Genomic DNA, 13,981 nt, shown 5'->3' on the forward strand with positions numbered 1-13,981 from the left:
TGAAGTACGAGAGTCTTCGGGAAATCTACATCGCTGCTATGCTCACTCTATCCAATTCTTTTCTTGACTGATCTTTAACGCAGTAGTTGTGACTTTATTTCTCAGCATTTCCAACGAGATTGATTTCGTTTCTGACAGATAATCATCTCTCTCGAATCTCATTACATAGTACCAATAATTGTCGCAAGGTGAAAGTTTATATGCATGTTTCACCTACTAGAGACTACATTCCCAATTGCCAAGGTGGCGGAGCGGCTACGCAATCGCCTGCAGAGCGATACCATTCCGGTTCGAATCCGGACCTTGGCTTCATTTATTTACAAGAGTAAGGTCCGACTTAAAATCCTGACCTCTTGAGCAAAGCTCAAAGGTCGCGCGCTTCAGAAGCGCTGATCTGGATTTGGACCTTGGCTTCATTCATTAATAAGAGTATGGCGGCCACAGTGGCAGGGCAACTCCTGTTCCCATCCGAACACAGAAGATAAGTCTGCCCACGTTGCTTACTGTACTGAAGTACGAGAGTCTTCGGGAAATCTGCATCGCTGCTATGCTCACTCTTATTAATCTTCTTTTGTTTAACTGATTTTAAATCACTAGTTTGACTTTGTTTTTCTGATATGTTTCGATTCATGATCACATTTTGCAGTTTTGATCTTGAATGGAAGTACTTCATTTTAATGTCTATTAGATCATCTTGAATCATAAAAATCAATTCAATAATAGTTGAGATAGATATGCTCATATAGCATTTCAACATTATTTGAAATGTCTCCCCTTATTATTTACTATCTCTTATGAATGCAGGTGTTCAATCAGTTCAGAACTACCTTGCATTGCATGTGCTTCTATGCTTGATACCTGCATTCTTCCTTGCAGGTGCGATAGCTTCACTTTTCTCTAAAGAGTCAGTATTGAAGTTCTTCGGAGCAGATGCACCAAAATATGTATCGTACTCAATAGCTGCAGCATCAGGATGCCTCCTTGCTGTGTGCAGTTGCACCGTACTCCCACTATTTGCAGGGATCTACAAAAGAGGAGCGGGGATTGGCCCTGCAACTACATTCCTGTTCTCTGCACCAGCCATTAACATACTCGCAATAGTTTACACTGCCAAGATCCTTGGCTATGACCTGGGTTTGGCAAGGGCAATTGTTGCTGTCTCGTTATCCATCGTTGTCGGACTTACAATGGCATCGATGTTTGAAAGGGGCAAGGTGGAAAGAAATAAGATCACCACTTTCGGAGAAGAAAAACACAAGAATAGTGCTTTGTTGTTCATCCTGCTTCTGGGAATCCTTGTTGTTCCGGAGATATTCAGTACATGGACGATGATGGCAGCAATACTTGTTCCTCTGATAACTGTTACTATCTATCTGTCTTTCAAGTGGTTCACTCGTGAGGAACTCTCTTCATGGATGGGTGAGACATGGTTCCTTGTAAAGCAGATCACACCTCTTCTTCTGATCGGTGTGTTCTTTGCAGGGGCAATTGTGGAAGTTCTTCCTTCTGAATATGTTGCCCGGTTTGTTGGTGGTGAATCTGTCTCATCAAACCTGATAGCATCTGTCTCAGGAGCCCTGATGTACTTCTCTACACTTACCGAGGTTCCGATTATCAGTGCTCTTACACTTCTTGGCATGGGTAAAGGTCCGGCACTCTCTATGCTTCTGGCAGGACCAGCACTCAGTCTTCCGAACATGATCGTTATCAGCAGGATATTGGGTGCAAAAAGAGGAGCTTCATACATAACACTGGTAGTGGTAATTGCTACACTTGCAGGACTTGGATTTGGTTACGTTATCGGATGATCGTATCAATAGTATTCAAAAATAGATAAAGGTTGGAGATTATAATGGCTGATGAAAAAAAGCTGGGATTTTTCGAAAAATACCTGACTATATGGATCTTTGCATGTATAGTCATTGGTATTGCTCTTGGTAGGATCTTTCCACAGATCGCCGGGACATTGGATTCGATGCAGTTATATGAGGTTTCTATTCCTATTGCGATCTGTCTTTTCTTCATGATCTATCCGATCATGGTTCAGATCGATTTCAAACAGGTTGTAAAAGCAGGAAAGACCCCTAAACCTGTACTTACTACATTGATCATCAACTGGGCTGTAAAACCCTTTACCATGCTCTTCTTTGCATGGCTGTTCATGGCAAATGTATTCTCTCCTTATCTCACAGAGCTCCAGATCTCACAATACATAGCAGGAATGATATTGCTCGGAGTCGCTCCATGCACTGCAATGGTGCTTGTGTGGGGATATCTTGCAAAGGGCAATCAGGGTCATACATTGGTAATGGTTGCAATTAATTCTCTGGCTATGCTCTTCCTATATGCACCCCTTGCGAGACTCTTGCTTGGCATAAATGATATCGTGGTTCCTTGGGAAACAATTCTGCTTTCTGTAAGCATGTATGTAGGTGTGCCTTTGTTTGCCGGATACTTCTCACGAAATTATCTGCTGGCAAACAAAGGAAAGGACTGGTTCGAGAACAGTTTCTCACCTGTAATGCATAACATTTCTATTACTGCACTACTGGTCACATTGATTGCCTTGTTCTCACTTCAGGGAGATGTGATACTTGAGATGCCCCTTGTGATAGCGATGATCGCAGTTCCCCTTCTGTTTCAGGTATTCTTCATATTCTTCCTTGGATATGGCATTGCTAAAGTGATTGGGATGACTTATGAAAATGCAGCACCAACAGCACTAATTGGTGCCTCTAACCATTTCGAAGTTGCAATTGCAGTCGCAGCAATGCTTTTTGGAATGAATTCGGGTGCAGCACTTGCGACCGTTGTGGGGGTGCTCATAGAGGTTCCTGTAATGCTCGGACTTGTAAGCATATGTCTGAAGACAAAGCATATGTTCAAATAATGAGGTGACAAAAATGAAATTCTTGATAATATCGGACATCCATGGAAATAAAGATGCTCTTGATGCCGTACTTTCCGTTCCTCATGATGAAGTGATCTGCCTGGGCGATCTTGTGGACTATGGCCCTGATCCTTCTGAATGCATCGAACTCCTCAAAAATGAGAACATAGCTACGATCAAAGGTAATCATGACAATGCAGTGGCTTCAAAGGTTGATTGCGGATGTGGGTACAAGTACAAGCACCTCTCCATCGCTACCAGGGAATACACGTGGGGCCAGCTCAGCATCGATCATATGGATTATCTCCGGGGGCTACCACTCTATATTGAAAAGAGAGCCGGACAGAAAAAGATACATTTTGCTCATGGAAGTCCGAGGTCCATGTATGAATACATCAAGCCTGATACTCCTGAAGCAGATGTACTTGAGATGATCGAAGGTGTGGATGCGGATCTTATTATAATTGGTCATTCTCATATTCCTTTCATCAGGCATGTGGGTGATGTGGCAATAATAAATCCGGGTTCTGTAGGCCAGCCAAGGGATGGGGATGTGCGTGCAAGTTGTGCTGTATTTGATACGCAAACGCAGTCAGTACAGATAATCAGATGTGAGTATGATCTGGACCTGGTGTGCCAACGAATAGTAGAGAATATGCCCCATGCAGATGAACTTGTAGATATATTGAAAAGGGGTTATTGAGAAAATAATAAAAGTCTAAAATACGTTTATCTTTCAAAAATATTAAGAGGTTTATACATGAAAATAGAAATACTTGGCTCAGGTTGTGCAAAATGCAACAAATTAAAAGAACTGGTTGAGAAAATAGTGAATGAGAATGGCATTAATGCCGAAATAACCAAAGTCGAAGATATAAACAAAATATTGGACTATGGTGTAATGATAACTCCCGGACTTGTTGTTGATGGCGATGTTAAGATCGCAGGCAAGATCCCTTCAGAAGATAAAGTAAAGGAATGGCTCACTCAGTAAATACAGGTGGTAATAATAATGGCTGAAGATATAAAATGTACATGTTGCTCCGGCAATGTCGGACTATTCTCCTGCTCCGGTGCTTCCAATGTAGGTCAGCTTTCCAATCAGATAGTTATCGAGCTAAATGACAGGGAAGTTGGGAATATGATGTGTGCAGTGGGTATTGGCGGAAAAGTATCTGGTCTTGTGAGATCTGCAGAAGGCTGTGACAGGATAATCGCAATAGACGGATGCCCGCTGGAATGCACTAAAAAGGCCCTTAAACTTTCAAACATAAACATTGACCGTCACATCATACTAACAGATCTGGGTATAGTCAAGAACAAAGATCTGAATGTATCAGAATCCGATGTGGCAAAAGCATTTGAAAAAGTATCCGGGATAATTTCAAATTGAAATAAATTGAACATAACGGGCTTAAATTATATACTGGCAAATTTCATCTTAAAAGTGATGAAATACAAATATATAATATCAGCCAATATCTAATGCTCAAATGTCATCGATATTCGAGATTACCCACAAAGATGCAGCAGGACGCATTGGGAAACTAAAAACGCCACACGGAACTGTGGAAACTCCCACCGTCATGCCTGTAATAAACCCGAACCTTCAGGTCATAAAACCTTCCGAAATGAGGGACTTCGGTGCCCAGATGTTAATAACTAACTCCTACATCATATCACGCAGGGACGAGCTTCGGGAAAAAGCCCTTAAGGACGGTCTGCATTCACTTCTTGATTTTGATGGACCTATAATGACCGATTCCGGCTCTTTCCAGCTTTCGGTGTACGGGGACATAGAGATAACCAATGAACAGATCATCGAGTTTCAAAAAACGATTGGATCAGACGTTGGTGTCCCTCTTGACATACCTACCCCTCCGGATGTACCTCGATCACGTGCGGAATCAGAACTGGAAACTACCATTAAACGTCTCATCGAAGCACGCGGCATGGTAAATGACGAGATGCTTCTTGCAGGCCCTGTTCAGGGTTCTACATATACTGATCTGCGTGAAAAATGTGCCAGCACCATTAGTGAACACAAATTCGATGTATATCCAATTGGTGCAGTCGTTCCTCTGATGGAATCCTATCGCTATGCAGAACTTGTTGACGTCATCGTCTCATCGAAAAAAGGTCTTGACCCCACCGTACCCGTTCATCTGTTTGGTGCCGGTCACCCAATGATGTTCGCTCTGGCAGTAGCACTTGGATGCGACCTTTTCGATTCTGCAGCTTATGCACTCTATGCAAAGGACAGGCGATACATTACTTCCAAAGGGACCTATCATATTGATAACCTGAGTTATCTTCCATGTTCCTGCCCAATATGTGTCTCACACACAGCAGAAGAGGTTAAAAAAGCCGACAATTGCAGTGATCTTCTGGCAAGGCACAACCTCTATGTGACATTTGAGGAAATTCGCCTTATAAAGCAATCTATAAAAGAAGGCAACCTGCTGGAACTTGTGGAACTGAGATGCCGCAGTCATCCAAGAATGCTCGAAGCATTGAAACGGATGTACTCATATTCTGACTGGATCGAAAAATACGACCCTGCCTCCAAATCCACGTTCTTCTACTGTGGACCTGAATCATCACAAAGGCCGGAAGTCTTAAGGTTCTCCAAAAGGCTTGAGCGCTTCACCATAAAAGGCACTGCTGTGATCAGACCGTTCTCAATGAGGACCTATCCTGAATCTGATAATGACCTTATATTCAAAGCACCATTCGGTTCATTCCCTGCTGAACTTTCCGAGGTATATCCGTTCAATGCGGAAGTTATCAACGACACCGATCTCGAATCGTTAGGCAAGGCTCTTGAAAATACTATCCGGCTCATCGAATTGAATCCCGATGCAGAGTTTACTTTCATAAAGGGAAAAGAGCTTGAACATCCTCTATTTGAAAAGCTGGAAAAGATCGCGGACGTCAAAGAGTGATTCATTGATGTTCATTGAAAACAACAATTAAATATCTCATCATTGGTGATTCATTTGGTATCAACAACAGGATCAAAAACACGCAACCCATACTTAGAACTGCTAAGGCCGGAGATTGCGGATATGGACTTTGCCCTTCCGGCATCGAGTGCACTGCTGGCATCTTATCTTGCCACATCTGCACTACCTCCGCTCATTCCATTCATAATTGCTGTCATAGGTGGATATGCTGCCATCACAAGTTCTTATGTGTATAATGATTGCTGTGATGTGGATATCGATAAGATAAACCTGCCTGACAGGCCGTTGGCATCTGAAACGCTATCCCAGAAAAATGGATTGACGTATTCACTCATCCTTTTCTTCGTAGCAGCAGTGGCAGCATTCTATCTGAATCCCGAATCTCTGTTCATACTTGTCATCGCAGTAGCGACCATCAGCATATATTCAATGTTCGCAAAGCGGATGACCTTTTTAAGCTTCATACCCGTGGGAATAGCTTATGGGCTTGTTCCGGTCGGCATCTGGCTTGCTTTCGACCCTGCGGGCATACTCAGGGGAAATGATGGTGTAATATTGCCATTGCCGGCAATATTCTTCTTTATAATGATGTGTGTTGCTGATTGGGGCTTCACCCTTTCTGGAGTATGCAGGGATGTTGAAGGTGACCGTGCAAAAGGTGCACCCACATTCCCGGTGACATTTGGGGTACCTCTGACATCCAAATTCATTCTTGCATGCTGGGTAATTGGTATCCTCGCATCAATGGCCATTGGTATCACCGCAGAACTTGGTCCTGTCTTCTTTACAGGTGCCATACTTTCAGGTATGTGGATGCTATCAAAGGCACTTGATTTTGTGAAAAATCCTCTTCCTGAACGTGGAGGTAGGTTGTTCCTTCAGGGTTCCAGGTACAGGGGTGTGATGTTTGGTTCACTCATACTCGATGTGATCCTTTCCATTGGTGTTTCTTCCTATGCGGGAATTCTTTGGTGATCGGAGGTAATAGAAATGGATGCTGATATTATTGTGATCGGTGCATCTCCTGCAGGACTTATGGCTGCACGTAATGCTTCTAGAAAAGGTGTGAAGGTTCTTCTTCTTGATAAAAAAGAGATTATCGGCCATCCCACACACCCTGCGAATACTTTCTTCAAAGGAATGTTCGACAGGGCAGGCGAAGCGGTGGACCAGAGCTATGTTCTTAAGAATATGAATGGAGCATATTTGGTAGCACCATCTGGTGGCAGGGTTGCGATAGAAGCTCCTGCTTATTTCCTTGATCGTCTCAAATTCGATGAGTTCTATGCCAAACAGACCCAAGATTCCGGTGTTGAGATGCGTATGGGTGTCGATGTACATAACATCTTAAGGAACAGCAATGGGATGTCGCTCAGTACGAACGATGGGGTGCTTACCTGTAAGATGGTCATCGTCTCAGATGGTATAAACTCAAAGCTTGCAGGTCTTCTCGGGCTTCAACCTATGAAGTATTCTAACGATATCGCATGGGCAATGGAAGCGTTCGTAGAGGCCGATGGTATAGGCGAGCCGGATATGTTCGAATATTATGTTGGCAATCACTGCCCTGGCTGGAAATCAACATATTCCCCATGTGGCAAGGACCTTGCTACTCTCGGGGTCTATGTTAGAAGGAATGGAAAAGATGTAACTCCATTCTTTGATAGGTGGGTGGAGAAATTCAAGAAAATTAAAGGCATAGATGATCTTGTGATCCATGAAAGGGCAGTTGGTGGAGATCCCATCGTCACAATACCAAAACAGATGCATACTGATGGTGTTATGCTCGTGGGCGGGGCTGCAGGCCAGTCCGGTATTGGCTATGGTATGCATGCCGGTCAGATGTGTGGTGATGTTGCCGCTGATGCCATTGCTAAAGACGATGTTTCGGCCAAGGTCCTTTCTGAATATCGGAGTAAGTGGAACACTGAATACAGGGCTGAATACATTCTTGGCCGTATCGGTCTCGAAACCCTTCGCAAGATGGAGGATCGAGAGATCGATAGGTTAATGAAGACATTTGAAGATGAGGACTTTTCATTCCTTTCAGGTAATTCTACTCACAAGTGTATGCAACTTGGCCTTTTCATGTTGAAGAAAGATCCCCGTTCCTTCCTTTCTTATAAGGCACTTTTGAGGAGCAAATGAACTTATGACCTCTGATAAAAGGTATTATTTCTACAAGAACCCGTTCTTCAAGGTCTATGCAACAGTAGATGATGGTCTTGTAAAAATGCACACCTCAGGAGTTGCATCAAGGGCAATTAAACCGCTCACTTCCGATATGATGGACCTATTCGATGGTAAGAAGCCCGCTGTTATAAAAGAGGATGAACTTATCTTCTCCACATGGATGCCTCCTATTCCAAGCAAAGCCTTTGATCGGCTTGTGTCAAGCCAGATGGGATATATAAGGGGGAAAATGCTTCCTGAGCAGGTGACCATTTCAATAACGGAGGAATGTCCCAATAAATGTCTCCATTGTGCTCTCCCTGATACGAAGAACAAAGCCACTTTACCTGTTGAAACCGTAAAGAACGTCATTGATCAGGTTCTTGACCTGGGTTCAACCTTCATTGTCTTTGATGGTGGTGAACCGCTGACCTATGATGGTCTCGAAGAGCTCATCGAATATGTGGACCGGGAAAGGGCACTCACGGGTATGTTCACATCAGGTGTCGGGCTAACGCTTGAGAAAGCAATGTTCCTAAAGGAAGCCGGTCTTGATATGATCAGCGTCAGTCTTGACAGTGCAAATGAAGCAGGTCACGATTCAATGCGTGGCCGTTCAGGTGTTTTCAACTCTGCCATTGAAGGGATAAAGAATTCACTGGATTCCGGATTGCTTGTTAATATCTATGTCGTCATCTCTCCTAACAACATTGATGAACTGGATGATTTCTACACTCTGGCAACTGAGATGGGTGTACATGAGATCTCGTTCTTCGAGATAGTCCCTACTGGAAGATGGATGGACCGTTCGGATGGCCTGATGAGCTTAGAAGACCACAGAAAATTCGATTCTTTCGTAGAAAGGACTGAAAAAATGGATGGTCCAAAACTGTTCCCAATTCCACATGTACTTAAGAAGATGGGTTGTTTTGCAGGCAGAAAATGGTTACATATTACGCCAGAGGGGGATATTTTCCCATGTGCATGTCTGCCTTTATCGTTTGGTAATATCGATCAGGACAAACTTGCTGATGTCTGGCGAAAGATCCGCAAAGATTCTACTTATGATGGGGGTATCTGCTTGATGAGGGACCCTGAGTTTAGGAAATTGCATAATTTTGATTGACCTTGTATCTTTTATATTTTCAAGGCTACATTTTTTTTATTTTTTTGTCGAGTTTTAGATAACAATTCTGGCTCAAGTATTTTATTGATGTATGTGGGGGACTTGCCTATATCTATCTGCATATGACCCAATATCTGCTATTGATGATGGCCCAAGTTACTTGCTGATCAGATTGCAGTAAAGTAGTAATAATAAGGTTAAAACAGTCAATAATAAAATTGAGGGCAAAGCTTGCCCTCATTAGTAAAATTACTTTTGTTGTTCAGAGCATGCCGGACTTCTGCAGTGTCATGAGGTTCTCTGTGGTGAGCTTCTCACCAGATTTGAACTTGTCAAATAGCTCTGCAGCATCTTTCCTGACATCTTCCATTGATGCGACCTTCCTTCCGTCGGTCTCTCCCTTGCGCATCTTGCGAACTTCTTTGTCGATGTCCCTGATCTCTTTCTGTGCTGAAATGAACAGTTTGTGCTGTTCGTCAGCTTTCTCCTGGAACTCGACAAATTGCTTGTGAGCAGCATCAGATTCTGCACGCATCTTGTCAGCTTCTTTGAATGTGGAGATCATCTTGTCATGATACTCCTGAGCTTTCTGTGCGTACTCTGAAAGGACATTGTGGAATTCGGAAGCCTCATCACGGATCGCTTGTGCTTCATCTAACAGGTTCTTAAGCTCGGTATTGCTCTCGAGCTGGTCCTTCTTGACAACATATTGTTTCTGAAGTTCTGTTATTTTGCTGACAAGATCCTTCTCCTTTGCAGGAGTGAGTACTTCTGTCTGCTGTGTGAATTCGAGACGGTCTATTTCCTTGCGGATATCCTTTATGGATGGACCTGTAAGATTACTTGCAGCACGCAGCGCATCGACTTTTGCGAATACTTCGTTAGCCTTTGCATTGATCTCGTCACGTTTTGCTTTGTTCTCTTTTACCTGCTCATTGTTCTCATCACGAAGCTTCTTGTATTCCTGTGCTTCATTGATAAGTTCCTTTGTGCTTTTGTTGAGATCATTGCGCTTCGCTGCTAGAGTGCTTGCTTCTGCGTTCAATGCATTTCGTTTCTCTTTGTACTCTTCGGACGCAGACTTTAAATCCTGCTTCTTTGTGTTCAGTTCTTTCATCATGCTCTATGAATCCTCCCGCTCCAGCAAAAAAGCTGGCATTTCATGCATTTCTAATGCACGATACGCAGGGCTTACTCCAAGTCAAGTGAATCTATTATTGGAATAATGTCCCTGAGGTGTTTTTGGGTAATGACCGCATCTGCGTATTGACGCAGAATTGGTTTTGGATTAAATGCAATTGCACATCCTGCTATCTTAAAGATGCATATGTCGTTAGCACCATCGCCAACAACAATACAGTTTTCAGGTTTCAGACCATTTTCCTTTGCTATCTGTTCAAAAGCTTTTTCCTTTGAAAGATTTTCTGTCATTGGTCCGGAAACCCTGCCTGTAAGATACCCGTCTTCGATCTCCAGTATGTTGGAGAACACATAATCCATATCAAGTAACTTTGCAATTCTGTCAGTGGAAAGTGTAAATCCACCTGATAGTATTGCGGTCTTGAATCCCAGGGATTTTACATGTTTGACGAGCTCTTCTGCTCCGGGCATGAGGGGCATGGAATTCATTGCTTCCATTGCTTTTTCAAGTTTCAATCCTTTTAAAAGTGCAACTCTTTCTTTAAGCGCTTGGTTGTAATCTATCTCTCCGTTCATTGCTTTTTCAGTTACAACGGATATCTTGTCTACAACGCCGGCAGCACGCGCAAGCTCATCGATGCTTTCCGCATCTATGAGGGTGCTGTCCATATCAAAAACAATCAGCTTTGAATAAGTTCTCTTAGAAATGTTGTTGCTGGAATTCACTTGACCATACCTTATACTTTAAGACACTGATTACGAATCAGTAATAATGGAATGTACTGAGATTGGAGTACCATTACTTACATTGCTTTTAACCTTTTCGGGTAGATGTAGGCTTCTGAAAAAGATTGTAATGATCTTTCTCTCATACCGATCGGTTATGATTTGAAAGTTTGGATTCTATTTTTGGAGATCGATCAATTATTTATAATATTTCTTAAAAAGTAATAGGGAATTCCATTTTAAGGAACCTCCCTACTGATTTATTCTGTAATATATTCTTCTGCCCTTATTCCTACTACCATTTCCACAGGCGATACGAATATTTTGCCGTCTCCGATCTTTCCGGTACGTGCAGACTGTTTTATGGTCTGTATTACCGTTTCAACTTCATCATTCTTTACAACGATATCGATCTGTATCTTGGGTATCATGTCGATAAGGTTCCGCTTACCTCTGAACTGGAGACATATCCCTTTCTGTTCACCTCTGCCTTTAACGTCAAAGGTAGTCATTGCATTAAATCCTTTTTCAGCAAGGTCCTCTTTTACTGTTTCCAGTTTTTCCGGTCTTATTATGGCTGTTATTTTCTTCATGGGATCACCTTAAAGCTCCATTGATTCACCGTGCTGGGCAACATCCAGTCCGACATATTCCTCTTCTTCGGTAACTCTTAAACCGATTGTCTTGTCAATTATCTTCGCAAGTATATATGTCATCACGAAAGAATAACCAACCGCAACGAATGCATCGATTCCCTGTATGATGAACTGTCCTACATTTCCGTATATCAGGCCATCGACCCCGCCAATGGCTGCGACAGCAAAGACACCTGTGGCAAGTGCTCCGAAAAGTCCTCCTACGCCATGGATTGCCCATGCATCAAGACTTTCATCAAACTTCTTGTGTATACGGAAAAGTAAAGTTCCGTAACATAATATCCCTGCTGAACCTCCAATGATTATGGACTCCAGAGGTCCTACAAATCCACATGCCGGGGTAATAGCAACAAGTCCTGCAATAGCACCACTGATCATTCCCAGTGAACTTGGCTTGCCTTTTATCCATGAAGCTCCCATCCATGTGAGGGCTCCTGATGCAGCAGATATCAGTGTGACCACAAAAGCGTTTGCTGCAAGACCATCCGCTGCAAGTGCACTTCCTGCATTGAATGCGAACCATCCGAACCATAGCAATGCCCCACCAAGCAAAGTGGTGGTAATGTTCTCAGGCTCCATACTATACTTGCCGAATCCTATTCTCTTACCTATGACAAATGATAATGCCAGTGCTCCGAAACCTGCACTGATGTGGACCACTGTTCCTCCTGCAAAGTCGAGTGCTCCCATGCTATGTGCCCAGCCGCCTCCCCATGCCCAGTGGGCAAGGGGGTCGTATACAATGGTTGTCCAGAGAAGTCCGAATACGATAAATGAACTGAGCTTTATCCTTTCTGCCACACCTGAGGTCAGGATTGCCAGTGCTATAGCTGCGAATACAAGCTGGAAAGCCATGAAGAGTATGTCTGGTATCCCATCTCCATCCATTCCCACTCCCTTTAGGCCAATGTAGTCCAGCCCACCGATCAATCCTCCGATATCATGGCCGAAGGAAAGGGTGTAGCCTATTGTTACCCACTGGATGGTAACGATGGCCAGTGAGATGAAAGAGAGGGCTATCATGGATATTATGTTCTTGTTTCTCACCATACCTCCGTAGAAAAGCCCTACTGCCGGTGTCATAAGCATGACCATGGCGGTGCATATCAGAACAAATGCAGTGTCTCCTGCTTCCAGAACCATTTTATTCATCCCCTGGTCCTACTTTAAACAGTAGCAAGCTGCTTTCACAGTTTGTTACATGGCGTTCGATCATCATTATTTTTGAATACAATTCTATTGCTCCTTTGATCCAATTGTGTGTATATCGTTTTACACGGTACTAAGAAAGTGTTTACCTACTTACTATTATTTAAAATTAACGTTTTAAATTATTACATAATTGTTACTATGGACTATGGATGAATCGTAGAGCTGTGGTGAACATCCCATTATCTGATCGATCAATAATCAAAAATATTATATGCTACCCCGTACTTGCAGTAATGTGATCTACTATGGCAAAAATAGGATTTATTAAGTTAGGCAACCTCGGCATGAGTCAGGTCATTGACCTCGTACAGGATGAGATAGCAGCAAGAGAAGGTATCAGTGTTCGTGTATTCGGAACTGGTCCTAAAATGGGCAAAGATGAAGCTGCAGAAACAGCAGCACTTAAAGAATGGGATGCTGATTTCTATGTAATGATCAGCCCTAACTCAAGTGCACCTGGTCCAACCGCTGCACGTGAGATCTACAAAGATGTTCCATGCATCGTTATCTCTGATGGTCCAACCAAAAAGGACGACAGACAGGCACTCGAGGACGCAGGTTTCGGTTACATCATCATGACCGTGGACCCACTCATCGGCGCAAAGAGAGAGTTCCTTGACTCTGTGGAAATGGCATCCTTCAACTCTGATGCAATGAAAGTTCTCTCCACCTGTGGTGTTGTAAGACTTATACAGGAAGAGCTTGATATCGTCACTGCACAGGTCGATGAAGGTAAGGAGATCGTCCTTCCACACATTCTCGCAAAGCCAGAGAAGTGTATCGAACGTGCAGGTTTCAGCAACCCATACGCAAAAGCAAAAGCACTTGCAGCACTTCACATGGCTGACAAGGTAGCACAGATCAACTTCCCAGCATGCTTCATGATGAAGGAGATCGAGCAGGTAACACTCACAACCGCAACAGCTCACGAAATGATGCGCGCAGCAGCACAGCTCGCGATCGACGCACGTGAGATCGAGAAATCAAACGATACAGTCCTCAGGCAGCCACACGCAAAGAAAGGCAACATTTTGTCAAAGACTGCATTGTACGAAAAACAACAGTAAGTGTCTTTTTGACACTTCTCTTTTTT

14 protein-coding genes, 1 tRNA gene and 1 rRNA gene are annotated in these 13,981 nt (G+C 43.3%); 12 read left to right on the plus strand and 4 right to left on the minus strand.

The window, feature by feature from the left end:
* Positions 1-237 precede the first annotated feature (237 nt).
* From QAS77_RS05420 to QAS77_RS05470, 11 genes are all read left to right on the plus strand, one after another.
* A tRNA-Cys gene (locus tag QAS77_RS05420) sits at positions 238-309 on the plus strand.
* Between the two features lie 121 nt (positions 310-430).
* Positions 431-551, plus strand: a 5S ribosomal RNA gene (rrf, locus tag QAS77_RS05425).
* 243 nt (positions 552-794) lie between these two features.
* Positions 795-1,808: a permease gene (locus QAS77_RS05430; protein WP_305064398.1), complete on the plus strand. Its 1,014-nt coding sequence runs from the start codon at positions 795-797 to the stop codon at positions 1,806-1,808.
* Positions 1,809-1,852: 44 nt separating this feature from the next.
* Positions 1,853-2,890 carry an ACR3 family arsenite efflux transporter gene (gene arsB / locus QAS77_RS05435; RefSeq protein WP_305064399.1) on the plus strand — a complete coding sequence of 346 codons (1,038 nt, stop codon included), beginning with the start codon at positions 1,853-1,855 and terminating at the stop codon, positions 2,888-2,890.
* Between the two features lie 13 nt (positions 2,891-2,903).
* A complete protein-coding gene (locus QAS77_RS05440) occupies positions 2,904-3,593 on the plus strand; it encodes a metallophosphoesterase family protein (RefSeq protein WP_305064400.1) in 690 nt (229 codons plus the stop codon).
* Between the two features lie 57 nt (positions 3,594-3,650).
* Positions 3,651-3,884: a thioredoxin family protein gene (locus QAS77_RS05445; RefSeq protein WP_305064401.1), complete on the plus strand. Its 234-nt coding sequence runs from the start codon at positions 3,651-3,653 to the stop codon at positions 3,882-3,884.
* Positions 3,885-3,902: 18 nt separating this feature from the next.
* The gene (locus tag QAS77_RS05450; protein ID WP_250869046.1) at positions 3,903-4,283 is read left to right on the plus strand and encodes a putative zinc-binding protein; all 381 of its coding nucleotides are present in this window, start codon (positions 3,903-3,905) and stop codon (positions 4,281-4,283) included.
* 100 nt (positions 4,284-4,383) lie between these two features.
* On the plus strand, positions 4,384-5,835 hold the full coding sequence (gene tgtA, locus QAS77_RS05455) for a tRNA guanosine(15) transglycosylase TgtA (protein ID WP_305064402.1): 1,452 nt from the start codon (positions 4,384-4,386) through the stop codon (positions 5,833-5,835).
* 54 nt (positions 5,836-5,889) lie between these two features.
* Positions 5,890-6,831, plus strand: a complete 942-nt coding sequence (locus QAS77_RS05460; RefSeq protein ID WP_250869044.1) for a UbiA prenyltransferase family protein — start codon at positions 5,890-5,892, stop codon at positions 6,829-6,831.
* A gap of 15 nt (positions 6,832-6,846) precedes the next feature.
* Positions 6,847-8,004: an NAD(P)/FAD-dependent oxidoreductase gene (locus QAS77_RS05465; RefSeq protein WP_250869043.1), complete on the plus strand. Its 1,158-nt coding sequence runs from the start codon at positions 6,847-6,849 to the stop codon at positions 8,002-8,004.
* Between the two features lie 4 nt (positions 8,005-8,008).
* Positions 8,009-9,154, plus strand: a complete 1,146-nt coding sequence (locus tag QAS77_RS05470) for a radical SAM protein (protein ID WP_305064403.1) — start codon at positions 8,009-8,011, stop codon at positions 9,152-9,154.
* A 262-nt stretch (positions 9,155-9,416) separates the two neighbouring features.
* On the opposite strand, the gene QAS77_RS05475 is transcribed toward QAS77_RS05470, so the two are convergent.
* The 4 genes from QAS77_RS05475 to QAS77_RS05490 form a co-directional block, all read right to left on the minus strand.
* A complete protein-coding gene (locus QAS77_RS05475) occupies positions 9,417-10,274 on the minus strand; it encodes a coiled-coil protein (protein WP_305064404.1) in 858 nt (285 codons plus the stop codon).
* 71 nt (positions 10,275-10,345) lie between these two features.
* The gene (gene serB / locus QAS77_RS05480; protein ID WP_305064405.1) at positions 10,346-10,963 is read right to left on the minus strand and encodes a phosphoserine phosphatase SerB; all 618 of its coding nucleotides are present in this window, start codon (positions 10,961-10,963) and stop codon (positions 10,346-10,348) included.
* Positions 10,964-11,280: 317 nt separating this feature from the next.
* A complete protein-coding gene (locus QAS77_RS05485; RefSeq protein WP_250869039.1) occupies positions 11,281-11,613 on the minus strand; it encodes a P-II family nitrogen regulator in 333 nt (110 codons plus the stop codon).
* A 9-nt stretch (positions 11,614-11,622) separates the two neighbouring features.
* Positions 11,623-12,819, minus strand: a complete 1,197-nt coding sequence (locus QAS77_RS05490) for an ammonium transporter (protein ID WP_305064406.1) — start codon at positions 12,817-12,819, stop codon at positions 11,623-11,625.
* 314 nt (positions 12,820-13,133) lie between these two features.
* On the opposite strand from QAS77_RS05490, the gene QAS77_RS05495 reads away from it, so the two are divergent.
* Positions 13,134-13,955: a F420-dependent methylenetetrahydromethanopterin dehydrogenase gene (locus tag QAS77_RS05495; protein WP_011499022.1), complete on the plus strand. Its 822-nt coding sequence runs from the start codon at positions 13,134-13,136 to the stop codon at positions 13,953-13,955.
* Positions 13,956-13,981: the final 26 nt, after the last annotated feature.

The organism is Methanococcoides sp., assembly GCF_030594565.1.
Lineage (GTDB): Archaea > Halobacteriota > Methanosarcinia > Methanosarcinales > Methanosarcinaceae > Methanococcoides > Methanococcoides seepicolus.